The sequence below is a fragment of the Robertmurraya phoenicis genome (assembly GCF_047302285.1).
Taxonomy (GTDB): domain Bacteria; phylum Bacillota; class Bacilli; order Bacillales; family Cytobacillaceae; genus Robertmurraya.
Genome location: NZ_CP154845.1, coordinates 2544839 through 2570509, shown reverse-complemented (window position 1 = coordinate 2570509; position 25671 = coordinate 2544839). Strand labels below are relative to the sequence as shown.

The following is a 25671-nucleotide window of genomic DNA, read 5'->3' as shown; positions in this document are numbered from 1 at the left end:
AATTCTATGTCAGATAATTTGACGAATCAATTCCTTTTTTGATGATAATAGGGCATAATCTCTATATATTGGAATTTGTTTAGGAGGATTTGTCAGTGAAGATAGAGGTCAATAATAGAGAATTATTCAGGGATCTTGAAATGCTAAGAACTAAAATGGTTGTTTCAGGGTATCGTAAAGGGCTTTTAAATTCAGAAACAATAAAATTCAGTCAACAGCTGGATCAATTAATATATAAACACCAATGTTTGAAAAAATAACTTGAGGTTTCCGATTGAGTCAGATTAACTGACAAATTGGATGCCTCTTTTTTATGAAGACAAAATAATAATGTTTACATAAAGTGGGACGAAAAAATATAGTACTTTCGAATCAATTTATTAATGTTATTTTGTTATAAATCGTAGTACTATGGAATATACAACTAAATATTTAATAAATAGAGAGATATTTAAATAGAGACAATTTGGAGGAGATTGAGCGTGTTTAGACATCGTAGGGGAAAAGCAGGGAAAAAGAAGAGTTGGAGAAATGAAGAACCTATTTCCGAGAGGACGATTGTTTCTCATCCGCTTGTTAGTCAAAAGGTGAAAATGCTCCAGTTGACGAAAGATGATTTACATTCGGTCGCATATGTTAAGCCTTTGGTGGAAGGCCACATTGAGACGCTTGTAAACGATTTTTATGAGACCATCTTACAAGTCGAAGAGTTAAAGCAAATCATTGAAGATAATAGTAGTATTGAACGATTAAGGAAGACACTTCATGTCCATCTGGTTGAATTATTTGATGGAATCATCGATGAACCATTTATCCAGAATCGTCTTATTGTGGCGAAGGTTCACTATCGAATTGGTCTCAATCCGTCATGGTACATGGGGGCTTTTCAAAATTTACACCATTCATTATTTCACGTCATCTTTGAACACATAACAGAACCAGAAGAGTTCAAGAAGATTTGGGGTGCTATTACAAAATTATTGAGCTTGGAACAACAGTTAGTTCTAGAAGCATATAATCAAGAAAATGATCAAAAGCTCGAGTCAACTTTTTTAGAAGGACAAAAGGATTTGCAAAAACGTATTCTAGAAGTGAGCGATGGTCTGATTTCGGTTTCAGAAGAAACCAATGCCTCCGTAGAATCCCTCATATCAAATAGTCATGATGTCAGTCGATTAGTTGTAGATAGCTATGAAAAGGCGAAAAAGATACACGAAGAGGTACAAGAAGGTCAGGGGTTGCTCACTACACTAGTTAGTAGTATGAAAGAGATAGAAAGTGATACTCAATCGATGAGAGAAACGGTCCTACAATTGGAAGACTCATCGGAAAAAATAAGTAAAGTAGTTGAACTCGTTCATGCGATCGCCGATCAAACCAATCTTTTAGCCTTAAATTCAGCCATTGAAGCAGCACGTGCAGGAGAACATGGAAAAGGTTTTGCTGTCGTATCCCAAGAAGTTAAAAAACTGGCGGAGCAAACGAAAAACTCGATCGGAAACATTCAACAATTAGTTGTTGATTCCCAGACTTTTACGGCTAAGGTAACGGAAGTGCTAACGAGAGTAGAAGAGACGGTCCAAAAAGGATCACAGTCTTCTAATAATACGAATGAAACCTTCCAATCGATCAGTTATTCAATTGAGGAAAATGAGAATAATCTTGGCGTAATGGATGAACGAATGGAAGAACTCGTTAAAGTAATGGAAGAAATGGGTGAAGCGACTGAGCATGTTGCAGCATCTGCTGAGAAACTAAATCAAGTGTCGAAAATAGGATAAATAATAAGGATTACAATTCTAAAAAAAAAGGATTGTAATCTTTTTTTGTTTAAATATGGAAACGCACTCCTAAAAATAATGGTAGAAAATCTAACAATAGAATAGAAGAGAGAAATAAAGTGTGTTACCTTTACTAACATTAAGTAAGGATTTGTAAGGAGGTTATAAGATGGGGGCTTTTGCCTTAACTATTCGTCAACTGTTGGAGAACCCTTGTTTTTCAGAAGCATCAGTGATTGCTGGTGAACAAGGATTGGAACGGGTCGTAAGATGGGTTCATGTGATGGACGTACCAGAAATAGGCTCCCTATTGAACGGTAATGAATTAATCCTTTCAACCGGGGTAAGCTGGGATTCTCGCGAAAAAGAAATCGATTATTTACAACAATTAATTGATGAAGGAGCATCAGGGCTATGTGTAGAGCTTTGTAAATATAGGCATGAAATTTCTTCTGAAATGATTGAGTTAGCGAATGAGCATCATTTTCCGATTATTATCTTTCATCGTGAAGTGAAGTTCATCGACATTACCCAATCTATAAATATGTACCTGATGAATAATCAATATAAAATTCTTACTGATTTAGAAGAGTTTTCGAGAAAGCTCAATCAGACATTACTATTACCGAACGCCTTTAAGCGAGTATTAAATCTATTATATGAACACTTGAACGTACAAGTGGTTTATCTTTCGAAAAATAGAGACGAAGTCATTTTTGCACCAGTTTTAAGGAAAATGGAACAAGAATATTATTTAAAGTTAGTCGAATCCCACAAAAAAGAACGAATCGTAAATCAAAATAAACAGTTTCAAATTCCTAGTGGTGTCTATGCAGGTCAATCGATTCAAACGCTTGGCCATAAATTTGCAGAACTAATTATTTTTCCACAGGATAAAGTCGTAAGTGAAGTTGATTTAGTCGTTTTAGACCGCTGTGCAACGGCTATTTCTCAAGACTTATTACGTATTTTCTATGTGGAAGAGCAGAATAAATATAAGGAGAGACAGTGGATTAAAGAATGGTTGGACGGAGAGCTTTCAACAGAACAAATTGATAAAAATCTGCAATCGATCACACCAGCTGTTACGCCAATAGGTGCGACCGTTTGTGTATGTGAGTTAAGTGAAAGCATAGATGAATCAACCTATTCTTACTATAAAACGATTTTTCGAAATATTTTTCAGAACTTTGGTTTGTATCTATATACAGTGGATGAACAGAAGGAATTGTATTTCATCCTATTAAATCTTAGAGACGAACATTGGAAAAATCGAACCAGTCAGGCTATTAATCAAATCCTTCAAACAGAATTATTTAAACATACATCCCCTACATTTGGAGTTGGCAAATACACAACGAAACTTCATCGCCTTTCAGAAAGCTTTCAAACAGCTAAGGAATCCCTACAAATACAGAACAAGTTACAGATGACAACTGAAATTTTCTACGAGAACTTACATATTTTTCGTCTTGTGTCCTCGATGGACAAATACGGACAGTTAGAAGATTATATGTTTGAATACATTGGTGTGGTTATTGAGCATGACAAAAATCATAATAGCGAACTTTTAAAAACATTGGCTGTTTTTTTAGAGTCAAATGGATCTAAAAAAGAGGCAGCAAAAAAACTCTTTGTCGTACGGCAAACCTTATATCATCGTCTTGATAAGTTAAAGGATCTGCTCGGTGCTGATTTTATGGAGCCTTTTAAACGAACGGCCATTGAGTTCGCTCTTTATGCTTATCAATATTTAAATACGAATGATAAAAAGGGCGTGAATCTTAAAGCGATTCTTTAGACACGATTTTACATTATGTCCATTGAAGCAAAAATGTTCTGTCTCTATACTAATTATTATCAGAAAAATATAAATTTTCCGCAAAAAGGAGGACGGCAATTTGAGTAGTCTAAAAAGAATGTCATATGAAGATTTAACCGCAAACTTTGAAGAGGTTAGTCCGGGACTATCAAGTAGAGAAGCAATAGAAGAAGCAAATCGTTGCCTCTATTGCTATGATGCTCCTTGTATTCAAGCCTGTCCGACAGGGATAGATATCCCTACTTTTATAAAAAAAATTGCCTCTGGTAATTTAAGGGGTTCTGCAAAAACGATTATGATGGCAAATCCTGTTGGTGCGAGCTGTGCTCGTGTCTGCCCAACAGAAGAATTATGTGAGGGGGCATGTGTGTTAAACCATGCAACGAAGCCGATTATGATTGGGAGTCTTCAACGCTATGCGACCGATTGGGCTATTCAAAATCAACAACAACTGTTTAAGCAAGGAAAGAAAAACGGCAAATCAATTGCCATTGTCGGGGGAGGTCCAGCTGGCTTATCCGCCGCTAGAGAACTCGCCCTACTTGGATATGAAGTAACCATTTTTGAAGCAGAGGAAAAGGCTGGTGGATTAAATATGTATGGAATTGTTTCCTTCAGGCTTCCCCAGTCCGTTTCCTATTGGGAGGTCAAACAAATTGAAAGCTTGGATGTTGAAATCCGGACCAATACAAGAGTAGGTACGGACGTTCCTGTAGAAGAACTACTTATGAATTACGATTCCATTTTATTATCGATCGGAATGGCAAATGTTCCTGATTTGGGGATAGATGGAGAGGAATTGGATGGAGTGTATGATGCCATTGATTTTGTAAAAAAAACAAAAATAAGGCCTATTTCAGATTGGCTTGTAGGGAAAAAGGTAGCCGTTATTGGAGCCGGAAACACAGCAATTGATGCGGCCACTTGTTCCGTACGTATGGGTGCTGAAAATGTAAAAATCGTTTATCGCCGTACAATTGAGGAAATGAGTGCTTATGATTTTGAATATGAATTTGCGAAACAAGATGGTGTTGAATTCCGCTGGCTTACGACTCCATCGAAACTGATCGGAAATGAAAAAGGACAGGTGACTGGACTGGAGTGTATAAAGATGACCTTAGGAGAACCAGATAAAGACGGAAGACGTCGGCCAGTTCCAATTGATGGTTCTGAATTTATTCTTGATGTGGATGCAGTCATTAAGGCAATTGGTCAATCGAGGTATATTGAGTTGATTGAGCAATTTAAGATTGCTCATGATGGAGGAGTTGTGAACATTAATCCCGACACGTACCAGACATCCAATGAGAAAGTTTTTGCTTGTGGGGATGTCATTTTTGGTAAAGGGCAAGGTGAAGCGATGGTTGTTTCGGCTGCTCAACAGGGAAAGGAAAGTGCTTATGCGATGCATAAGATATTAAGTCCCGTGATGGAAACAGTTTGAGAATACAAGGATAGGAGGTTCATAATGGCAGATTTACAGATAAATTTAGCAGGTATTAAATCCCCGAATCCTTTTTGGCTTGCCTCGGCACCTCCAACGAATTCAGGATACCAGGTCCAACGTGCTTTTGAGGCAGGCTGGGGAGGAGCTGTATGGAAAACACTGGGAGACCCTATTATCAATACGTCTTCGCGATTTGCGGCGGTAAGCTTTAATGGGCAAAGAGTTGCTGGCTTTAACAATATTGAATTAATAACGGATCGACCGCTTGAAGTAAATTTAAAGGAAATCTATGAAACAAAGAAAAGATTCCCTAATCACGCAATTATTGCCTCACTCATGGTAGAACCAAAGCAGGAAAAATGGCATGAGATTGTAAAAAAAGTCGAAGCAATTGGCGTAGATGGGCTCGAATTAAACTTTGGCTGTCCCCACGGAATGGCAGAACGGGGAATGGGCGCGGCTTCTGGGCAAGTACCTGAGCTTGTAGAAAAGCAAACCTATTGGGTCAAGGAAGTCGCCAAAACACCTGTCATCGTCAAGCTCACTCCCAATATAACGGACATCACAGCAACCGCTGAAGCAGCATGTCAAGGTGGAGCGGATGCGATCAGCATGATCAATACGATTAATAGTTTAGCAGGTGTTGATATTCATTCTTGGAATACGATTCCCCATGTCGCAGGAAAAGGCGCTCATGGAGGCTACTGTGGACCAGCGGTGAAACCAATTGCCCTTCATATGGTCGGCGAATGTGCGAGAAATCCAAGAATTAATGTCCCAATTTCTGGCATAGGTGGAATATCAAACTGGGAAAATGCAATCGAGTTCATGCTTATGGGTGCGACTGGCGTCCAAGTCTGTACCGCTGCCATGCATCATGGCTTTCGGATTGTTGAAGATATGATAGAAGGGCTGAATCACTATTTAGATGAAAAAGGGATTGCTTCTGTACAAGACCTAGTTGGTAAAGCCGTTCCGAAATATTCTGATTGGGGCGATCTCGACCTAAATTATAAAGTGGTTGCGCGAATTAACAATGATGTTTGTATTAATTGTAATAAGTGCCATATCGCCTGTGAGGATACATCTCACCAATGTATTGATCGACTTACGGATCAGTCAGGAACCCCGAGTTTAAAAGTACGGGAAGAGGATTGTGTAGGTTGTAATTTATGCTCCATCGTCTGTCCTGTAGACGGTGCGATTGATATGGTGGAATTACCGAGTCAGCTACCACCCATGACTTGGAATGAACGACAAGCAGCACTTGGAGCTATAGCATGTCAGATAGATGTAGTGAAATAATTTTTTTAGGAGGGAAAGATATGAAGAAAATCATTACAAATGGCATTATCGTAACGGCCAGTGATACATATGAAGCAGATGTATGTATGGAAAATGGAGTTATTACGCAAATTGGAATGAATCTTTCAACAGACGGTGCAGAAGTAATCAATGCAGATGGTTGTTATCTTTTTCCAGGAGGAATCGATCCACATACCCATCTTGACATGCCCTTTGGAGGTACGGTCACGAAGGATGACTTTGAAACGGGTACGATAGCAGCTGCATTTGGGGGTACAACAACGGTCATTGATTTCTGTTTAACGAGTAAAGGGAAGACCTTACAAAGTGCGATTGATACATGGCATGCAAAATCCGAGGGTAAAGCGGTAATTGATTATAGTTTTCATCTTCAAATTGTCGAAACCAATGAGGAAGTCTTAAATGAACTCCCTAAAATAATTGAGAAGGAAGGAATTACTTCCTTTAAAGTTTTTATGGCCTATAAAAATGTCTTTCAAGCCGATGATGAAACATTATTCCGAACCTTGATTGCTGGAAAAGAGCTTGGGGCACTTGTGATGGTCCATGCTGAAAATGGTGATGTGATCGATTATTTAGTCAAAAAAGCGTTATCAGAAGGGAACACGGAGCCGATTTATCATGCGTTAACAAGGCCACCTGAAGCAGAGGGTGAAGCGACTGGTAGAGCGGCGACTTTAACTGCATTAGCAGATTCCCAGCTTTATGTCGTTCATGTGAGCTGTGCTGAAGCTGCTAGAAAAATTGCTGAAGCGAGAAGTAATGGTGTTGATATATGGGGTGAATCATGCCCCCAATACTTAGTGCTTGATCAAACGTATTTAGAAAAACCTGACTTTGAAGGAGCGAAATATGTGTGGTCACCTCCTTTACGTGAAAAATGGAATCAGGAAGTGCTATGGAATGCATTGAAATCAGGCACACTGCAAACGATTGGATCTGATCAATGTTCTTTTGATTTCAATGGTCAAAAGACGTTAGGGAAAGATGATTTTTCCTTAATCCCAAATGGTGGACCGATCATTGAAGATAGGGTCAGTATTTTGTTTTCAGAAGGTGTGGCAAAAGGAAGAATCTCCTTAAACCAATTTGTTGATTTATCGTCAACTAGGGCCGCCAAGCTTTTTGGACTGTACCCGAAAAAGGGAACGATCGCAGTTGGGGCAGATGCTGATATCGTCATCTTTGATCCATCAGTTGAGCGTGTGATTTCTGCTAATACACATCATATGGCGGTTGATTATAATGCATTTGAAGGGATAAAGGTGACGGGCGAGCCCGTTTCTGTATTATCCCGAGGCGAGTTTGTTATTCGCAACAAGCAATTTGTGGGTCGTGTTGGTGCTGGTAAATATTTAAAGCGTGCAAAATATGGAAAGGAGAAAAATGTAAAGGAAGTGGATTCAATCGTACTATAGAGGGGAGGAAGCTTTATGTCGGATTACCAGCAATATTTACAGGAACGGAGTCGAATCGATTATTTATTCGACGAAGGGTACAAAATCGCCCATGTCGAGGAAAATTTGTATGGAGCGATGGTCGAATTTATACGAGGGAAGGGGGAAAGTGAGACACTCCATGTCTTAACCTCTGAAGGGCGAAAGTATTTTTCCGTTAAGGTAATCCAGCAGCATCAAAAATAAGGAGGATGAAGATGGAAAAACAAAAGCTTCTTATAAACGGAGAACGGTTAAAAAATACGATTGAGGAATTTGCCAATTTTGGGCGAACAGAAAGAGGAGGTGTAACAAGGTTAGCGTTGACAGAGGAAGACCGATTGGCACGAGATTATTTTTGCAAATGCTGTCATGAGCTCGAGATGAGCGTGAAGGTGGATGATATGGGGAATATTTATGCAACGATGGAAGGTGTGGATCCTTCAAAGCCACCGATCGTCATTGGCTCTCATTTAGATTCCGTTAAAAAAGGAGGGAGATTTGACGGAGCATTAGGTGTTTTAGCAGGTTTAGAGGTTGCTAGAACTTTGAAAGAGAATAACGTGAAGCCGAGTGCTCCACTTGCCGTAATGAATATTACCAATGAAGAGGGAGCGAGATTCGAACCTTCGATGATGGCATCTGGTGTTCTCTCTGGAAAATTTGATAAGGATATGATGTTAGCAAAGAAAGATACAGATGGCGTCACTTTCGAAGAAGCGTTAAATAAAATCGGCTATGTGGGCGAAATAGAGGCGAGGATTAAAGAAGCGACCGCATTCTTAGAAATACATATAGAACAAGGTCCAATTTTGGAACGGGAGAACTTATCCGTAGCCGTTGTGGAAAGTGTGTTAGGAATGGTCTGCTATGAATTTGTCGTCACAGGGGAGTCAGACCACGCCGGAACAACACCAATGGATATGCGAAAGGATGCTCTTTTCGCAGCCACGAACATGATTGTAAAAGCACGTTCAAAGCTACGTACATTAGATAGTGCTTTAGTATTTACGATGGGTCGAATCAATGCTTTTCCTAATATCCATACGGTTATCCCAAATAAAGTGGTCTTCACCCTGGAAGCAAGGCATAAGGACCCAGCCATCATCCAAAAGGTCGAAGAGATTATTTTAGCCTTGCCAGAAATATCTGACCATGAAGGCTGCACCATTACAGCTGAAAAACTTTGGGATCGCCAAACCGTTTTTTTCAATGAGGAATTGTGTGACAAGGTTGAGGAGGCTTGTAAATCTTTAGGTTTTCCGTATAAACGAATGGACAGTGGAGCCGGTCATGATGCACAGTTTTTCGCAAGCTTTCTTCCGAGTGTGATGATTTTCGTCAAAAGCATTAATGGAAAAAGTCATTGTGAAGAAGAACTCACCACTTGGGAGGACTGTGAAAAAGGCGTCAATGTATTACTGGAAACGGTGCTGTCACTGTAATGATCTACTATTTTAGTAGATTTTTTTTTGTGAAAAAGGAGAACGATTTTACAGGATGTCTAATGTATGTTTGTTCTATTTCACAGATAATGGAACTACGTTAGGTATCTTGAGCGAGAAATATAAATGAGGTGGGTGAATGAATGGATTTACTTCAAAGGGAAACGGAAATATTAAAGAATTTTGTTAGTGGGGAATGGGTTGAAGTACAAAGTAATGAATTTTCTGATGTCATAAATCCGGCTAGCGGTGAAGTGGTGGCAAAAGTCCCATTATCGACAAAAGAGGATGTAAATCATGCTGTAGCTGAGGCAAAAAAAGCCTTTTTAGCTTGGAAAGGTATGCCAGTACCTAAGCGAGCTAGAATTCTATTTAACTATCACTATCTGTTAGCCGAAAACCATGAAAAGCTAGCAAAGCTTATTGTTCAGGAAAATGGCAAAGCATATAAGGAAGCATATGGCGAAGTTCAACGTGGGATAGAGTGTGTCGAGTTCGCAGCAGGAGCACCAACGCTATTAATGGGTGAGACTTTATCGACCATTGCACCGGAAATTGATTCCGAAATGTTTCGTTTTCCATTAGGAGTTGTCGGCGGCATTACTCCTTACAATTTTCCAATGATGGTGCCGTTATGGATGTTTCCGTTAGCCATCGCTTGTGGCAATACGTTCGTATTAAAGCCTTCTGAGCGAACACCGCTGCTTGCAAATGAACTAGCTCGACTTTTTACAAAAGCAGGTGGGCCAAAGGGAGTTCTAAATATCGTTCATGGAGCACATGATGTAGTAAATGGACTTCTCGAACACGCAGATGTGAAGGCGATTTCCTTTGTTGGTTCCCAGCCGGTCGCAAAGTATGTGTATGAACGGGCAGCAGCTGCCGGAAAAAGAGTGCAAGCTTTGTCAGGTGCGAAAAATCATCATGTTGTGATGCCAGATGCCAATATGGAAAAGGCTGTTGAGAATATTATTAGTTCTGCTTTTGGAAGCGCAGGACAAAGATGTATGGCATGTAGTGCGGTCATTCTCGTTGGAGAAGGTGAAGAGTTTGTTGAAGCTCTGAAGAAAAAGGCGGATCAACTGGTGATTGGTAACGGCTTATACGAAGAAGTATTGCTTACGCCAGTTATTCGTGAATCTCATCGGGCAAAAGTACTTGACTATATTGAAACGGGTCTTGAAGAAGGAGCGTGTTTAATTCGTGACGGAAGAACGGAAATGGAAAAGTTACCAGAAGGCTATTTTCTTGGTGCCACCATTTTCGATCATGTAACACCGAAAATGACGATTGCTAAGGAGGAAATATTTGCTCCTGTTCTCAGTATTTTACGAGCTAGCGATTTAGATGAAAGCTTAGAATTGATAAGGATGTCCCGCTATGGAAACGGGGCAACGCTCTATTCAAAAGATGCTCGTGCAGTAAGACAGTTTCGAGAGGAAGCAGAAGCGGGCATGCTGGGTATTAATGTTGGAGTCCCAGCAACAATGGCCTTTTTCCCATTTTCAGGATGGAAGGATTCCTTTTATGGCGACCTCCATGTCAATGGCAAAGATGGCGTTAATTTTTACACGAAGAAAAAAATGGTTACGTCTCGATTTGATTATTGAAGCTCAAGCAGAGCCGCAATGAATATTGAAAGCCCCGTAACCAAGACCAGCACACCCAACGACAATCCAAAAATATCGCATTTTCACTAAAGGAGTGAAAGGAAAATGGTCGAAATCATGCCTGATATTGATTATAAAACGAAGGATCGAGAATATGTGTGGCATTCAATGAAGCCTTATCAACCGGCTCATACGATGATCGCTACGAAAGCTGATGGATCGTGGGTCACGGATGATACGGGGAAAAGATTTCTAGATGCAATGGCAGGACTTTGGTGTGTAAATGTTGGTTACGGACGAAAGGAACTGGCAGAAGCCGCCTACGAGCAATTAAAAGAGATGGCATATTTTCCTTTAACCCAAAGTCATAAGCCTGCGATTCGCTTAGCGGAGAAATTGAATGAAATGCTGAAAGATGAGTACGTCATATTTTTCTCGAATAGTGGGTCTGAAGCCAATGAGACGGCATTTAAAATCGTTCGGCAATACCATCAGCAAAAAGGAGAGGGACATCGCTATAAGTTTATCTCTCGCTATCGGGCTTACCACGGTAATTCGATGGGAGCACTAGCTGCAACAGGTCAAGCGGAAAGAAAATATAAGTATGAACCGCTTGCACCAGGATTTTTAAAGGTGTCCCCTCCCGATCAATATCGCTGTCCAGAGGATGATAAGACGCCCCCCCTTAAACTGAAATCGGTACAAGAAATCGATCGCATCATGACATGGGAAATGAGCGAAACGATGGCTGGAGTAATTATGGAGCCGATTATTACGGGTGGAGGGGTAATTATGCCTCCAGAAAATTATTTAAAAGGTGTCGAAGAAGTTTGTAAAAAGCATGGTGCCTTAATGATTATTGATGAGGTGATTTGCGGCTTCGGTCGAACAGGAGAAGCATTTGGATACATGAATTACGGAGTAAAACCTGATATCATCACGATGGCAAAAGGGATTACAAGTGCATATCTACCATTGTCGGCAACCGCTGTCAAAAAGGAAATATATGATGCTTTCAAGGGAACGGAACAATATGATTACTTTCGTCACGTCAATACGTTTGGAGGAAATCCAGCAGCCTGTTCCCTTGCATTAAAGAACTTAGAAATCATGGAAAGAGAGCAATTATTTGCACGATCAAAAAAGCTAGGGGCGTATTTGCAAGACTCATTGGCTAATCAGTTAAGGGAAAATCCGTATGTCGGTGATATTAGAGGAAAAGGACTTCTTGTTGGAATAGAGCTCGTCGCCAACAAAGATACAAAAGAGCCGCTCGAAGTTGCGCTCGTTAATAAGGTAATGGGTCGTTGCAAAGAGGCGGGGATCATGATTGGAAAAAATGGAGCCACTGTAGCTGGATTTAATAACGTCCTTACCCTTGCACCACCTCTAAATATAAAGCAAGAGGACATTGAATTCCTCATCGAAACGTTAGTTAAAGAATTAAACTCCCTTATGTAATGAGGGGAGTTTTTTTTGTGAGAAAAACTAACAATATTCATTTCATTCCATGTAAGGTTTGACACTATGTCTAATGTAATCGAATTAGATCAACGCTAAAATGTAATAAAACATGACAACGTTAGTGAATAACTTGACCATTTTTCAAGCAGGGAGGGCATTTATGATGACCTTAACGCAAAATGTTAGAACAGAAATAGAATTGGAACATGTTAGCATGCGCTATCAAACTGACAAGTCAGAGGTTTTAGCTCTTGATAATGTCACTGTTGATATTCGTAAGGGAGAATTTGTCTCTCTACTAGGACCTTCTGGCTGTGGGAAGACGACATTATTACGAATTATGGCAGATTTGATTCAGCCAACGAGTGGGGAAATTAAAGTGGCTGGTGGAACTGCAAAGGAAGCGCGATTGGCTCAAAAATATGGAATCGTTTTTCAAAGTCCTGTCTTGTATGACTGGCGGAAAATAAAAAATAATATTTCCCTTCCACTGGAAATGATGGGAGTGGATAAGAATGAACGTGAAAAAAGAGTTGCTAACTTACTAGAATTAGTCGGTTTAAGTGATTTTAAGGAGAAATATCCGTGGCAACTAAGTGGAGGGATGCAACAAAGGGTGGCGATTGCGAGAGCCCTTGCGATAGAACCTGAAATTCTCCTCATGGATGAACCTTTCTCTGCATTAGATGAATTTTCAAGGGAACGACTTAACGAAGAATTACTATCCATTTGGAGTAAAGTGAAAAACACGGTCGTGTTCGTCACACACAGTATTCCTGAGGCCATCTTTTTATCAGATCGAGTGTTTGTTCTATCACCACATCCAGGGAGACTTTCGACGGTTGTAGAAATTCCTTTGCCTCGTCCAAGAACAAAGGAAATGCGCAACAGTCACGAATTTTATGAACTTATCTCAAACATTCGCGATAGTTTCGAGGGAGTGTAGCAAATGAAAAATATAGTCGTCAATCATCGAGTAACACCCATACTTTTCTGGTTTCTCGGGGTGATACTCCTCTGGCAATTGTTGTCATGGTTGTTACTCGAAGTATTGGAAGTGCCTTTAGCTCAGTCAAAACTCCCATATCTACATGAACTAGCTGCTACTTTTCCAGGATATGCAAATATTTTATTAGCAGAAGGTTGGGTAACGTTTACCAATGCAACTTTAGGATTTGTATTTGGGGCGTTAGCAGGAGTATTGTTAGCTGTTCTGATGAGTGTATCAAAATGGGTAGAACAACTGACATTCCCATATGCGGTTGCTTCGCAAATGATTCCAATCCTTGGATTAGCCCCGATTGTATATGGGATCGTACATGATGACCAGCTAGCGCGAATATTGATTGCAGGCTATATTACCTTTTTTCCAGTGGCCCTCAATATGCTTAGAGGACTACGTAGTGCAGAGTCATCTGCAGCTGAGTTAATGCATTCTTACGCGGCGAAGCCTTGGACGATATATTGGAAGTTACGATTACCTTCATCCCTCCCTAGTTTATTTAGCGGATTGAAAATTGCTGCACCACTCGCCGTAACCGGTGCGATTTTAGTAGAGTTGATGGGAGCAACTAAAGGGATTGGAGTGATCATGCTTCGTAATTTATACTACGGTCCATCTCATAATTATATGTTTTGGCTCACAGTTTTAGCTGGTGCTTTTTTAGGGATTATTAGTTATTTTATCATCAGTCTCATTGAGCGATTGGTAACTCCTTGGCAGCCTGAATTTCGAAAGATTAGGAGTGATGAGTAGATGGCTGGAAAATCAGCAGAAAAAGAAATGACGTGGGTCCAGCAGCCTGTCGCTGTAAAAGGTGTAGGGAAATCTTCGAAGAATGCAAATATACGTAATAACTATCAAAAAGTATTTCTACCTGTTGGAGCGGGCATCCTTTTTATGTTTTTATGGCAATTGGAAGTGTTTCACTTCATTTTACAATTGCGAACTTATCAGTTACCTTTGCCATCAGCGATTGTAGAGGCGACCATCGAAAATTTGGACATCTTGATAGCCTATATGGGATATACCGTGTCTGAAGCTGTTCTTGGGATGCTTCTAGGCTCTTCGCTCGGTTTCGTCTTTGCCTTAGTAGCAACTGCCTTTCCGAAATGGGGTCAAGGTGGTTTATGGATTGTCGTTGCGTTAAACGCTGTTCCAATCGTTGCTTTAGCGCCGATTATGAATCTTTGGTTTGGAGATGGAATTGCTTCTCGTGTTGCCATTGTTGCTGTAGTGACCATGGCTGCGATGGCAATCAATGCCTATAAAGGGATGACAAATGTCAATCCACTCGCCCTTGATTTAATGCATTCCTATGCGGCGAAAAAACTGGATGTGTTACGTTTTCTACGGATCAACAATAGTCTCCCATACGTCTTTACCGCTTTAAAAATTAATACAACGGCCAGCATGATTGGTGCGATAGTTGGCGAATTTTTCTTTTCTTCGAAAGGTCTCGGTTATTTGCTATCCAACTCTATTAAAGTAGCAAAAATGCCATTAGGATGGGCTTGCATCGTTATGGCAGCGATAGCAGGAATCCTTTTTTACCTAATCATAGAAGGACTAGAGAAAATCTTCTTAAAGTGGCATTCCTCAGCTAGAACATAGGATAGGGTATTCTGATTTTTTGCATGAGCGAAAATCTTAATATAGTAAAAAGTTCAAATCATCTTGTCATGCTTCTAATAGAAAAGTATATAAGGGGGAAAGCGAGTGAAACAAACGCTTGGAAAATTAATGATTTTAGTAGTAATGTTGACAGGAATTTTTTTAACAGGGTGTGGGAATGATACATCCTCAGGTTCATCAGGTGATCTAACCCCGGTTAAACTACAGTTAAAATGGGTTCCGCAAGCTCAATTTGCAGGGTACTTTGTGGCTTTAGAAAATGGCTATTTTGAAGATGAAGGTTTAGATGTTACGATTGTTCCTGGAGGGCCGGATATTGTCCCTGAACAACAGGTGGCAAACGGTGCTGCTGATATTGGAATTGGCTGGGTAGCGAGCTTACTGCCCCATCAAGAACAAGGTTTACCACTCGTACAAATTGCTCAAATCTATCAAAAGAGTGGATTGCTGTTAGTGTCCAAAAAAGAAGCTGGAATTAACTCTTCTGAAGATTTAGCAGGCAAAAATGTAGGCAACTGGATGGGTGGAAATGAATTCGAGATTTTAGCATTATTTGATAAGTATGGACTTGATCAAAATAAGGATCTATCATTTGTAAAACAAGGTTTTACGATGGACCAATTTTTAGGTGGAGAAATTGATGCCGCCTCAGCAATGACTTACAATGAGTACAATGTCGTCCTTGCAGAAGGCATTCCTGAAAGCGACCTTAATGTTATCGACATGAATGATGAAGGAGTAGCCATGCTTGAGGACAATCTTTTTGCTAATAAGGAATGGTTAGAAGAAAATAAAGAAGTAGCCGCTAAATTTGTTCGTGCATCTATTAAAGGGTGGCAGGCTGCGATTGACGATCCAAAAGCAGCTGTTGATGCGGTCATGAAGGAAGCGGAAGAAGGAAGTAGCACGAGAGAGCACCAATTGAAGATGATGGAAGAAGTAGCGAAGCTTGTTGTACCAGAAGGATTTGCTCCTGAAAATATTGGTATGATTGACGACGAGATGTTCAAACAGACGGCAGATATTGCCCATCAGTTTGGGGTTATCAAGGAACCAGCCAATTTAGATGAAGCCTATACTCATGAAATTATGGAGATGGCGTTGGAGTAGAAAAGTAATTGAAGAGCCCGTACCTCTGTTTTAAGCAGTAGGTGCGGGCTTTTTTTTGTTACACTCAGTTGTTGAAATGAGGTTATTATTTAATACAATAAATTTGCAAACTAGCTACTCTGGAAGGTATCTTGCTGTACTATCTCGAAAAATAGAATATGCAATTTTTTTCAAAAAATGAAACCAAAGTAGAACTCAATCGTCTTAGCTATAGGTGACAATGAGGGGTGATAGTGTAGTGGGGAGAATGATGGGGGAGGAAAATGATTATGAAGAAATTAGAGATATATGGTTTGAAAGAATTATGGACCAATATGGTGATCGATTAACAAAGCTTTCCTATAACTATTTAAAGGATTGGAATCTTGCTGAGGATACTGTTCAAGACGTATTTATTACTTGTTATAAGGAATATGACAAGATTAGTGAAATTGTCTCCTTTAAGGCATGGATTTATCGGATCACGATTAACAAGTGCAAAGATATGTTAAAGAGTTCATTGTTTAAAAAGGTTATCATTAATACTGATTTATTTAAACGCATCATTTCTTCTGAGTTTACCCCTGAAATGAGCGTTATGAGGAAAAGCGAAGATGAGTATCTATCTCTTTGTGTATTAGAACTTCCTTTAAAATATCGTGAAGTGATCACATTATATTATTATGAAGAACTACCAATTGATGAAATTAGTGAAGTTTTGAGAATAAAAAGAAATACGGTCAAAACAAGGCTTAGTAGAGCAAGGTTAAAGTTAAAAACGATCCTGGAAAGGGGGAGATAAAATGGAAAAGGACCTTAGTATTTTACGAAAAGCAATGGATTCTTCTACACATAAAGGATTACGGTTTACTGAAGTTCAGAAAGTAAAAATTAGACTCTCACTAATTCAGGGGAAAATGAATAATCCTAAAAACTCCAAATTTCATATTTACGTACTTACAACGCTAGCTCTATCATTTTTTTTACTCATTTTTTTTACAGATATAAAAGATAACTTTTTCTCAAATGATGGAGTACATCAGGGAACTACGGAAACGTTGGAAAACGAATGGGGGGTTCGGTATAGTTACCGAAAAAATGGCATGGAATTGTTTTCCGTTTTTCCAGATCCTTTTTTAACGGCTGGAAAACCTTTTGGTTATATATTCAGTTTTAAAGAATCTTTTGAGACTTACAAGGGAAAAGCTATTAAAATTGACATCATTCATCAAGAAACTGGTGAGCGAATTAATGTGTTACCCTCACAGAAGATTACTGAACCAACACCTGGATACTCTAGTTTAAATAGATTTACAACGGAGTTTACCGTTCCAAATGCTGGCTTGTGGAAATATGAGGTTTATTTAGATGAGAAATTGTACGGAGATGTCATATTTTCTATTGAGAGCGAAGAATTTACTCCTATATTTTTACCTGAAAATATCCCAGAATTTGTCCAGAAAAGGGATTTTGAGCAAATTGATTGGGAGAAAAAAGCGCTTGATATTGGGGATAATATGATTGGGAACGTAGACAAGTCAGGTGTCATCGGAGCTAATATGCCTAGTGTTAAAATGAGTCAAAAGTGGATGTGGCATCTATGGGGAATCGAAAATACGTTGAATACGGAACTAACGGTAGTTGGCTTTCATAAAAAAGAGAGAACTGCCTACCCAATCCTTACTGGAGGGTGGAATATAAAACTAGGAGGAGAGAATAACGGAGCAGATGCCCACACACCTTCCAGTGTAAAACTTCCCATGACTGGTGAATGGGCAATATTGCTATATGTTGATGGGAAATTATTTGATATATTGATCTTTAATATCCATTTATAATATTTTAGAATGGGGCTGTTACGAGCCCCATTTCGTATCAACATTATCCTTTTTGCCGCAAGTATTTTTTATCATGCATAAATAAACTCCAAAAATAGATAAAACCTGGGAAAAGTATCGCAAATCCGATGATATAAGTGATGAAGACAGCTCGAAATGAGTTCGGATCGGTAATGGCTGATTCTATCGTAATGTTTGGATAGATGATATAGGGCAAATGAGCCTTTCCGTATACATAACTTGCGATCAAATATTGTGCAATCGCTGCAATGACGGCTAAACGAGGCATTCCCGTAACGTCTTTTTGAAAAAAGGATGGTGCATATAAACCGATTCCGATAATCAAAAAGCACCCAACAGATATCAGTAGAAGAGGAAGATCGTCCATCATTCGTTCATATAACCATCTGGCTTCATTCCGTAATGTAAACATAATAAGGATGGCAAAAAACAACGTAAGTGGACCTAAGTATCGTCCATCCCGTAAATAGACGTTGTAAGCTTCTCTCTCATTTGACACATTTGAGTAATCTGCTAACAATAAGGAAGAAAGAAATAAGGTACTTGAGATCGCAAAGCCAATAAAAACGTATACATTTGGACTGCTGAGCAAGCTTGACAAGTGCAGATTGGCGATCCCATTTTCATACTCAACAAGCTGTCCATGTGTAATAGGTAGAACACTTATTAACAGTCCTGGAATGATGATCCCAGTAATTCCTGAAATGTAGGTAAGCGGTTTCTTATACTCGGTTGCAATATTGGAAAACACAAGAAATGCACTACGTAATGCCAGTAAGAGTAGAATTGCACTGCCTGGAATGAGTAGGATTGTTCCAAGACTATACGCTGCTGTCGGAAAAAGACTGTAGATCGCAATAACTAAGGCAACGATAAAAGTATTCGTCACTTCCCATGTCGGGGATAAGTAACGATTGGCAATATTGGTTGCTCTTGTTTTTTCTTTATTCATGTATATCATCGACCAAAAGCCAGCGCCGAAATCCATTGTAGCCATGACGGCATAAATAAAGACAAATCCCCATAAGACGGTTATTGCAATGAGTGCATCTGTCATATCCAACTCCTCCTATGTATTTGTACTAAATAGTGGTACATCCTTCTTTTCTGCCCGCTCAATATCATCCAAAACACTATTTTTTCGAAAGAAATATAATAATACAGCAACAACGGCAATCGCCAAAATAATATAAACGGCAATAAATAAGATGAACAACGTAGCTAAATTTGTGGCAGTTGTCGCAGACTCTGCGGTGCTAAGAATCCGGTAAATGACCCATGGCTGTCGTCCAGTACAAGCAAATACCCAGCCGAATTCAATCGCAAGAACAGCTAATGGTCCGCACATGACGAGCGTCCAGAGCAATGGTTTTGGATAGGTCTTCCTTTTGAGAACTTTTCTCCATGCAAAAACAAGGAGTGGGATTAGTATAAGTAGAGTGCCGATACCGACCATTCCATTGAAAAGGGTATGGATAAATAGTGGTGGCCAATATTCTTCAGGAAAGTCATTTAGTCCAACAACAACCGTGTCAAAGCTGTTTCCTGAAAGAAAACTGAGAGCCCAAGGAATTTCAAGCGCCCATTTCACTTCTTGCGTTTCTTTATCCGTGAAACCGCCGATGGCAAGTGGGGCGTGCGATTGCGTTTCAAATAACCCTTCAGCAGCAGCTAATTTTTCTGGTTGGAATTCATGCAAATATTGTGCTGCAGAATGCCCATTTAAGGCAGTGAAAAAAGCAAATAGACAGCCAATCACTAAGCTTAAATGGAGCGCTTTTTTATGAAACAAATACTCTCTTGAACCAACTGATTGCTTTCTTAATTTAAAAGAAGCAACTGCTCCTACGACGAATGCGCCGACTACATACGCAGAAAGAGCAACATGACCTGCTGTTACAAAAAAGCTCGGATTAAAAAACGCTGCCCACGGGTCGATATCGAGATATTGTCCATTTTCATAGCGAAATCCTGCAGGTGTTCCTTGAAAAGCGTGGACATTTGTAATAAGAACGGCAGATGCTAAGGCGCCTAATGCAACTAATATTAAACTGGCAATCCGCATCCATGGTGCAATTCTCTCGGCAGCATATACATAAATGGACATAAACAGTGCTTCAACAAAAAAGGCATAGATTTCAATCTGAAAAGGCAAAGGCATTACTCGGCCAATCACTTCCATAAAACCGGGCCATAATAAGGAAAGCTGAACACCTGCAATCGTTCCGGTTGGAATTCCAACACCAAGTAGAACGGCAAACGCTTTTGTCCATCGCTTTGCCATCACCACATAATCAAGATCCTTCGTTTTTTGATAGAGCAATTCTGCAGCTAAAATCATAAACGGCAGCCCAACACCGATGGTTGCAAAAATAATATGAAAGGCCATCGTTGTCCCAAATAAGGACCGTGCAATTAATAAATCATCCACATTCGTTCGTCCTCTCAGAAAATGTTGTCTACATATTTATTTCCAAAAGGTACAATTGTATGTAAAATTTGGCTCTTTTAAACTCCTCCATTTTTTAAGTAAAACCCTACAAGCGACGGAGAAAATCATGTCATTGACATAAAAACTAAACGAGTCCCAAAAATCGATAATTTTCGAAGAATAAAAATGAAATCAAAACACATCATAACGATACATGTTAAAAATTGTGAAACTAAAAAAGAACATAAAACTTCAAAAAGGAGATAAAAAATGCGAAAACAACTACTTAGAATATTGGCTATCATCGTATTCATTATTGGGGTTATATCGAGCGGGGCTTTAAGCACAAGCGCGCAAGTTGAACAGGTGCCGACAGCTGGGATTGCCATTAATGGAAAAATAGTAAATGGGATTAATCCAATAAGGATTGATGGGATTTATTATTTACCCTTTGTTCAATTAGCGAAAATTCTCGGATACAATAGTATTAAGTTTGAAGAAAAGACATTAACCTATGAGGTAACCGATGGCTCTACATCTATTCGGACGACAATGGGTGGAACTCAGGCTAAAAAGGGGAATGAATATGTGAATATAAAAGCCCCTCGATGGATTAATAAAACAGCTTATATCTCATTGCATGCAGGTGGAGCCTTATTTAATACTTATATCACTTTTAACAAATCGAATGGCTCCATTCAGGTTCAAAAGCCAGCTCAACAATATGTCGTCCATTCAGGCGATTCATTATGGAATATTTCTCGCTTACATCACACAACAGTGGATGAATTAAAAAAGGCAAATAATCTTACCTCAAACATCATTAAAGATGGACAAATTTTAAAGTTACCTGATGGCGGGTCTCCGAAAGAGATGGAGCCAGTTAAAGAGCACGAACCTGTAAAAAATAATAATCAAACGACTGTTGCGGCTCAAAGACAAAAAGTATTAGAAGTGGCAAAAAAATACATTGGCGCCGGGTATAAGTTTGGTGCAACTTTAGCAGAAGCACCAAACTTATTTGATTGCTCTTCGTACACTCAACTTGTTTTCCAACAAGTGGGTATCAATATTCCAAGGGTATCGAGAGACCAAGCAAGTAAAGGAACAACGGTTACAAACCTTCAGGCTGGAGATTTAATGTTTTTCACGATGAAAGATTCTTATAGTGACGGAAGGGTAGCCCATGTGGGGATATATATGGGGGATGGAAGTATGATTCACGCTTCAACATCTCTCGGTGTAGCAATCACGAAAAATGTAATGCAAAATAGTTACTGGTCAAAAAACTACCTGTTTACAAAAAGAATCATCCAATAAAAGTGATAGTCGCTCACAATGGGCGACTATTTTTATCGGTGTAGGATTTTGTTGATCAATTTATCCTATACTTATGATAGAAATCTGCTATAATTTTGGAGATTGAGTCGTTTCCAAGTAGAATAGAAACGGTTCTCGTATAAAGAAGAGGTTGTGATTGAATGGAAAAATGGAAGAAAGACATTATCCTTTTTTTAAGTAGTCAAACGATTTCGCTCTTTGGATCATCGCTTGTCCAATATGCAATCATGTGGTACATAACTTTGACGACAGAATCAGGTATGATGATGACGTTATACATCATTTGCGGTTTTATTCCTACATTTATATTGTCTCCTTTTGCAGGGGTGTGGGCAGACCGTTTTAATCGGAAAATTCTTATTATTGTTGCAGACGCGTCGATCGCAATTGCTACCCTTATTTTAGCGATTGTATTTATAATGGGGTATGAAGCGACATGGTTACTCTTTGTGATGGCTGCGATTCGTGCGCTTGGGACAGGAATTCAAACACCAGCAGTAGGTGCGATTTTACCACAAATTGTGCCAAAGGATCAGCTTACGAAAATTAACGGGATAAATGGGAGTATTCAAGCGGTCATTATGTTTGTATCTCCAATTGTCAGTGCGGGATTACTAACATGGGCGACACTTGAGATGATTTTCTTTATTGATGTGATTACGGCTGCAATTGCTATTTTTACTTTGCTCGTATTTTTCAAGATTCCAGTCCACGCCAAGGCAGCAGTCAAACAAACGACTAGCTATTTCAGCGATATGAAAGAAGGGTTAGTGTATATTAAGCAGGCGAACTTTTTAAAAGTGTTCTTCTTATTTTTTGCGATCTTCTTCGTGTTGATGGCTCCTGCTGCATTTTTAACGCCATTACAGGTAGTACGTAGTTTTGGAAATGAAGTGTGGAGACTAACAGCGATTGAAATTGCATTTTCCGTTGGAATGATGGCAGGTGGAGGAATCATCGCTTCATGGGGTGGCTTTAAAAATAAGGTTTACACGATGACCTTTGCCAGCCTTTTAATGGGAGCTTGCACCTTCGCATTAGGAGTGGTTCCGATGTTTTGGCTCTATTTACTCTTCATGGGTATCTTCGGTGTGGCGATGCCGATTTTCAACACGCCAACGATGACATTAGTTCAAGAGAAGGTCGAAGAAAACTATTTAGGAAGAATTTTTGGGGTATTTGGAATGATTTCGACATCAATGATGCCAATCGGGATGCTTATTTTCGGACCGATTGCTGACTTGATTGAGATTGAAATTCTCCTTGTTGGAACGGGAATCCTGCTAGTGCTACTATCTATTTTGTTAGGGAAAAACAAGACTTTGGTGGAAACAGGAAGACCTGTTTTGAATGAAACGACGTAAGAGCACAGTCTATCTGTGCTCTTTTGTTATAATGATGGAAAAGGAGGTAACGACGATGGAAAAAGTATATCTTGATTACAATGCAAGTACCCCAATAGCCCCAGAAGTAGTGGAAGCAATGACCCCTCTATTAATGGATTATTATGGGAATCCATCGGCATTACATTGGGCTGGGAAACCTGTGAAAGAATTACTACATAAAGCTAGAAGTCAGGTTGCGAAGCTTATTGACTGTAAAGAAAATGAGATTATATTTACTAGTGGTGGAAGTGAAGCAAATAACTTGGCTCTCAAGGGGATTTATTTTCAGAATCTTGAAAAAGGCAACCATATTATTACTTCTAAAATCGAACATCCGGCGATTATTAATCCTTGTCGTTTTCTTGAACGATTAGGGGCCAAGGTGACCTACGTTGAAGTAGACCAATACGGCAGAGTGGCACCAGAAGAAATTGATAATGCGATCACGACGGAAACGATTTTGATCTCGATTATGCATGCAAATAATGAAACAGGAACATTACAGCCCATAAAGGAAATTGGTGAGATCGCCAAAAAACATGGTGTCGTTTTTCATACAGACTCTTCACAATCGATCGGTAAAGTAGAAGTGAATGTAGCAGATTTAAATGTGGACATGCTCACGATTGCGGGTCATAAGCTGTACGCTCCAAAAGGGATTGGTGCTCTTTATGTAAGGGAAGGGGTGAAGCTTGAACCACTTATTCACGGCGCAAGTCATGAATATGGAATGCGCGCAGGAACTGAAAATACATTGCTTGCCGTAGGATTAGGAAAAGCTTGTGAGTTAGCGAGTAAAATGACTTTAGGCGTTCAGGAGCTGACTACTTATTTTTGGCAAAGGTTAGAAAATGAATTTGCTGGAAGAGTTCAGTTAAATGGACATCCAACAGAACGATTGCCAAACACATTAAATGTTAGCTTTGTCGGGAAAGTGGGACAGGATCTATTAGATGCGATTCCTTATTTGGCAGCCTCGACAGGATCTGCTTGTCACGCAGGGAGTGTAGAGCTTTCGCCTGTTTTAAAAGAAATGGGTGTAACAGAAAAGGTCGGTATGGGAGCGATTCGTTTTAGTCTTGGACGCCAAACAACGAAGGAGGAGATCGATAGAGTGGTAGATTCTTTAAAGAATATAATGAAGGAGGGATGAAAAAATCCCTCTTCTACAGGGGTGCACCCAAAAAGGAAAAAAACAGTCATGAAAACAAGGAAAAACTTTCTCATAGAATTACGCTCCAAAATATAATTCCAATATGTAAAATTTAACAGAAATAGAAACTGAAAGTAAATCATTTTCGTTCGACATAGAGAGTAGTAGAAACGACAAAAAACAGGAAAGAGGGATCAAAATCGATCAAGGCTTACGATCGATTTTGATCCCTCTTTAATTCAAGAAGGCAACATATAGACTTCATAAGAAGGTAGTTCAGAAAGCTGTGTTTTTTTCAAACGTCCTTCATCGATAAGTTCATTAACCCCATTTTCAATTTCTGACTGGTTAACCCCAAATAAATCTGCCATTTTAACGGTTGAGAATGAAACATATTTTGGATTTTTGGTAGATGAAATGATCATATTTTCAATTCGTTGAAATAACAATTCTTTATCCATATTAATTATAAAACACCTCTCATTCAAACTCTTCTGAAATTATCCATTTCCAATTTTGTTCAACATCATGCATTTTTTTCCTCATTTATGAAATTCTAATATCATGTTCGAAAATGAATAAATGATTCTTACATTAAAAAGGAGGCGGAGGAATGGGGTTTCATCAGCCGCAACGAATTGCTGAGTTAGCCGTTGAAGCAGGGAATCGTAAGGCCAATTTGCCACTTGTGAACATGCTTGTTTTAGGGTTTCTTGGTGGCGCGTTTATTGCAATGGGGTATCTATTAGATATTCGAATTGTGGCAGGTCTACCTCATGAATGGGGGACCTTTAAGAGCTTTTTAGGTGCAGCAGTTTTCCCTGTAGGCTTGATTCTTTTAATTATTGCAGGAGGAGAACTGTTGACGGGAAATATGATGGCCGTCTCTATTGCGTGCTTAGCGAAGAAAGTGAAGGTGCAGCGACTGCTCAATAATTGGTTTTGGATTACGATTAGCAACTTTATTGGGGCGATTTTTATTGCTTATTTTTTCGGACATCTTATTGGTCTTACCGGGGAAGAGCCTTATTTATCGAGTACAGTTTCGATGGCAGAAGCAAAAATCGAAGCTAGTTTTTGGACATGTTTAATCTCTGGAATTGGCTGTAACTGGCTCGTCGGTCTTGCCGTGTGGCTATCGTACGGAGCTGAAGATATCGCAGGAAAAATACTAGCGATTTGGTTCCCAATTATGGCGTTTGTGGCAATTGGCTTTCAACACGTAGTTGCCAATATGTTTGTCATCCCAGCAGCTATTTTTGCCGGCTATTTTAGTTGGATGGATTATATTTGGAACTTTATCCCTGTTTTTATTGGGAATGCTATTGGCGGTGGAATTTTCGTCGGAATGATGTATTGGATCGCTTATATTGAAACATTGAAACCTGCAATGTCTGAAGGTAGCAATCTGTTAGAAATGAAAAGTAAACAAAAAACAAGGAGGTAG

Annotated in this window: 23 protein-coding genes; 20 read left to right on the top strand and 3 right to left on the bottom strand. The window is 39.4% G+C overall.

Translation table 11 applies throughout. From position 1 onward, the window contains the following. Positions 1–95 precede the first annotated feature (95 nt). From AA0X71_RS12705 to AA0X71_RS12630, 16 genes are all read left to right on the top strand, one after another. Complete coding sequence (locus AA0X71_RS12705; RefSeq protein ID WP_413355680.1) at positions 96–260, top strand: aspartyl-phosphate phosphatase Spo0E family protein; 165 nt, start codon at positions 96–98, stop codon at positions 258–260. A gap of 222 nt (positions 261–482) precedes the next feature. Then, positions 483–1781, top strand: a complete 1299-nt coding sequence (locus tag AA0X71_RS12700; protein WP_413355679.1) for a protoglobin domain-containing protein — start codon at positions 483–485, stop codon at positions 1779–1781. A gap of 169 nt (positions 1782–1950) precedes the next feature. Beyond that, positions 1951–3582, top strand: a complete 1632-nt coding sequence (locus AA0X71_RS12695) for a PucR family transcriptional regulator (RefSeq protein ID WP_413355678.1) — start codon at positions 1951–1953, stop codon at positions 3580–3582. A gap of 118 nt (positions 3583–3700) precedes the next feature. Continuing rightward, positions 3701–5047: an NAD(P)-dependent oxidoreductase gene (locus AA0X71_RS12690; protein ID WP_413362593.1), complete on the top strand. Its 1347-nt coding sequence runs from the start codon at positions 3701–3703 to the stop codon at positions 5045–5047. Positions 5048–5071: 24 nt separating this feature from the next. After that, positions 5072–6355, top strand: a complete 1284-nt coding sequence (gene preA, locus AA0X71_RS12685; protein ID WP_413355677.1) for an NAD-dependent dihydropyrimidine dehydrogenase subunit PreA — start codon at positions 5072–5074, stop codon at positions 6353–6355. Between the two features lie 20 nt (positions 6356–6375). Continuing rightward, entirely contained in the window at positions 6376–7794 is a 1419-nt protein-coding gene (hydA, locus tag AA0X71_RS12680) for a dihydropyrimidinase (RefSeq protein ID WP_413355676.1), read from the top strand. 15 nt (positions 7795–7809) lie between these two features. Then, positions 7810–8019, top strand: coding sequence for a hypothetical protein (locus AA0X71_RS12675; protein ID WP_413355675.1), 210 nt, complete (start codon positions 7810–7812; stop codon positions 8017–8019). A gap of 11 nt (positions 8020–8030) precedes the next feature. Continuing rightward, positions 8031–9257, top strand: coding sequence for a Zn-dependent hydrolase (locus AA0X71_RS12670; RefSeq protein ID WP_413355674.1), 1227 nt, complete (start codon positions 8031–8033; stop codon positions 9255–9257). 143 nt (positions 9258–9400) lie between these two features. Beyond that, a complete protein-coding gene (locus AA0X71_RS12665; RefSeq protein WP_413355673.1) occupies positions 9401–10867 on the top strand; it encodes a CoA-acylating methylmalonate-semialdehyde dehydrogenase in 1467 nt (488 codons plus the stop codon). 105 nt (positions 10868–10972) lie between these two features. Next, complete coding sequence (locus AA0X71_RS12660; RefSeq protein ID WP_413355672.1) at positions 10973–12328, top strand: aspartate aminotransferase family protein; 1356 nt, start codon at positions 10973–10975, stop codon at positions 12326–12328. A 163-nt stretch (positions 12329–12491) separates the two neighbouring features. Beyond that, positions 12492–13277 (top strand): ABC transporter ATP-binding protein, encoded by a 786-nt coding sequence (locus AA0X71_RS12655; protein ID WP_413355671.1) that lies wholly within the window; start codon positions 12492–12494, stop codon positions 13275–13277. Positions 13278–13280: 3 nt separating this feature from the next. Beyond that, positions 13281–14087, top strand: coding sequence for an ABC transporter permease (locus tag AA0X71_RS12650; protein WP_413355670.1), 807 nt, complete (start codon positions 13281–13283; stop codon positions 14085–14087). Beyond that, complete coding sequence (locus AA0X71_RS12645; protein WP_413355669.1) at positions 14088–14945, top strand: ABC transporter permease; 858 nt, start codon at positions 14088–14090, stop codon at positions 14943–14945. It abuts the gene before it with no gap. A 105-nt stretch (positions 14946–15050) separates the two neighbouring features. After that, positions 15051–16076, top strand: a complete 1026-nt coding sequence (locus tag AA0X71_RS12640) for an ABC transporter substrate-binding protein (RefSeq protein ID WP_413355668.1) — start codon at positions 15051–15053, stop codon at positions 16074–16076. A gap of 247 nt (positions 16077–16323) precedes the next feature. After that, entirely contained in the window at positions 16324–16857 is a 534-nt protein-coding gene (locus AA0X71_RS12635) for a sigma-70 family RNA polymerase sigma factor (RefSeq protein ID WP_413362591.1), read from the top strand. A 1-nt stretch (position 16858) separates the two neighbouring features. Further along, positions 16859–17893: a hypothetical protein gene (locus AA0X71_RS12630; RefSeq protein WP_413355667.1), complete on the top strand. Its 1035-nt coding sequence runs from the start codon at positions 16859–16861 to the stop codon at positions 17891–17893. A gap of 43 nt (positions 17894–17936) precedes the next feature. Here AA0X71_RS12630 and AA0X71_RS12625 read toward each other — a convergent pair whose 3' ends face one another. Both AA0X71_RS12625 and AA0X71_RS12620 read right to left on the bottom strand, forming a co-directional pair. Then, the gene (locus AA0X71_RS12625) at positions 17937–18971 is read right to left on the bottom strand and encodes a cytochrome d ubiquinol oxidase subunit II (RefSeq protein WP_413355666.1); all 1035 of its coding nucleotides are present in this window, start codon (positions 18969–18971) and stop codon (positions 17937–17939) included. A 12-nt stretch (positions 18972–18983) separates the two neighbouring features. Further along, positions 18984–20345, bottom strand: coding sequence for a cytochrome ubiquinol oxidase subunit I (locus AA0X71_RS12620; RefSeq protein ID WP_413355665.1), 1362 nt, complete (start codon positions 20343–20345; stop codon positions 18984–18986). Positions 20346–20615: 270 nt separating this feature from the next. On the opposite strand from AA0X71_RS12620, the gene AA0X71_RS12615 reads away from it, so the two are divergent. The 3 genes from AA0X71_RS12615 to AA0X71_RS12605 all read left to right on the top strand — a co-directional run bounded on the left by AA0X71_RS12615 (position 20616) and on the right by AA0X71_RS12605 (position 24224). After that, positions 20616–21665 (top strand): NlpC/P60 family protein, encoded by a 1050-nt coding sequence (locus AA0X71_RS12615; RefSeq protein WP_413355664.1) that lies wholly within the window; start codon positions 20616–20618, stop codon positions 21663–21665. Positions 21666–21826: 161 nt separating this feature from the next. Beyond that, a complete protein-coding gene (locus tag AA0X71_RS12610) occupies positions 21827–23050 on the top strand; it encodes an MFS transporter (RefSeq protein ID WP_413355663.1) in 1224 nt (407 codons plus the stop codon). A 55-nt stretch (positions 23051–23105) separates the two neighbouring features. Then, positions 23106–24224, top strand: a complete 1119-nt coding sequence (locus tag AA0X71_RS12605) for a cysteine desulfurase family protein (RefSeq protein WP_413355662.1) — start codon at positions 23106–23108, stop codon at positions 24222–24224. 239 nt (positions 24225–24463) lie between these two features. Here AA0X71_RS12605 and AA0X71_RS12600 read toward each other — a convergent pair whose 3' ends face one another. Beyond that, a complete protein-coding gene (locus AA0X71_RS12600) occupies positions 24464–24685 on the bottom strand; it encodes a hypothetical protein (RefSeq protein WP_413355661.1) in 222 nt (73 codons plus the stop codon). 152 nt (positions 24686–24837) lie between these two features. Between AA0X71_RS12600 and AA0X71_RS12595 the strand changes: the two genes are divergently transcribed. Then, a complete protein-coding gene (locus tag AA0X71_RS12595) occupies positions 24838–25671 on the top strand; it encodes a formate/nitrite transporter family protein (protein ID WP_413355660.1) in 834 nt (277 codons plus the stop codon).

Bases quoted from the DNA above. Each gene is read 5' to 3' on its own strand.
- AA0X71_RS12695 (WP_413355678.1), top strand. From the start codon at position 1,951: ATGGGGGCTTTTGCCTTAACTATTCGTCAACTGTTGGAGAACCCTTGT.
- AA0X71_RS12690 (WP_413362593.1), top strand. From the start codon at position 3,701: ATGTCATATGAAGATTTAACCGCAAACTTTGAAGAGGTTAGTCCGGGA.
- preA (WP_413355677.1), top strand. From the start codon at position 5,072: ATGGCAGATTTACAGATAAATTTAGCAGGTATTAAATCCCCGAATCCT.
- hydA (WP_413355676.1), top strand. From the start codon at position 6,376: ATGAAGAAAATCATTACAAATGGCATTATCGTAACGGCCAGTGATACA.
- AA0X71_RS12675 (WP_413355675.1), top strand. From the start codon at position 7,810: ATGTCGGATTACCAGCAATATTTACAGGAACGGAGTCGAATCGATTAT.
- AA0X71_RS12670 (WP_413355674.1), top strand. From the start codon at position 8,031: ATGGAAAAACAAAAGCTTCTTATAAACGGAGAACGGTTAAAAAATACG.
- AA0X71_RS12665 (WP_413355673.1), top strand. From the start codon at position 9,401: ATGGATTTACTTCAAAGGGAAACGGAAATATTAAAGAATTTTGTTAGT.
- AA0X71_RS12660 (WP_413355672.1), top strand. From the start codon at position 10,973: ATGGTCGAAATCATGCCTGATATTGATTATAAAACGAAGGATCGAGAA.
- AA0X71_RS12655 (WP_413355671.1), top strand. From the start codon at position 12,492: ATGATGACCTTAACGCAAAATGTTAGAACAGAAATAGAATTGGAACAT.
- AA0X71_RS12650 (WP_413355670.1), top strand. From the start codon at position 13,281: ATGAAAAATATAGTCGTCAATCATCGAGTAACACCCATACTTTTCTGG.
- AA0X71_RS12645 (WP_413355669.1), top strand. From the start codon at position 14,088: ATGGCTGGAAAATCAGCAGAAAAAGAAATGACGTGGGTCCAGCAGCCT.
- AA0X71_RS12635 (WP_413362591.1), top strand. From the start codon at position 16,324: ATGATGGGGGAGGAAAATGATTATGAAGAAATTAGAGATATATGGTTT.
- AA0X71_RS12630 (WP_413355667.1), top strand. From the start codon at position 16,859: ATGGAAAAGGACCTTAGTATTTTACGAAAAGCAATGGATTCTTCTACA.
- AA0X71_RS12625 (WP_413355666.1), bottom strand. From the start codon at position 18,971: ATGACAGATGCACTCATTGCAATAACCGTCTTATGGGGATTTGTCTTT.
- AA0X71_RS12615 (WP_413355664.1), top strand. From the start codon at position 20,616: ATGCGAAAACAACTACTTAGAATATTGGCTATCATCGTATTCATTATT.
- AA0X71_RS12610 (WP_413355663.1), top strand. From the start codon at position 21,827: ATGGAAAAATGGAAGAAAGACATTATCCTTTTTTTAAGTAGTCAAACG.
- AA0X71_RS12605 (WP_413355662.1), top strand. From the start codon at position 23,106: ATGGAAAAAGTATATCTTGATTACAATGCAAGTACCCCAATAGCCCCA.
- AA0X71_RS12600 (WP_413355661.1), bottom strand. From the start codon at position 24,685: ATGGATAAAGAATTGTTATTTCAACGAATTGAAAATATGATCATTTCA.
- AA0X71_RS12595 (WP_413355660.1), top strand. From the start codon at position 24,838: ATGGGGTTTCATCAGCCGCAACGAATTGCTGAGTTAGCCGTTGAAGCA.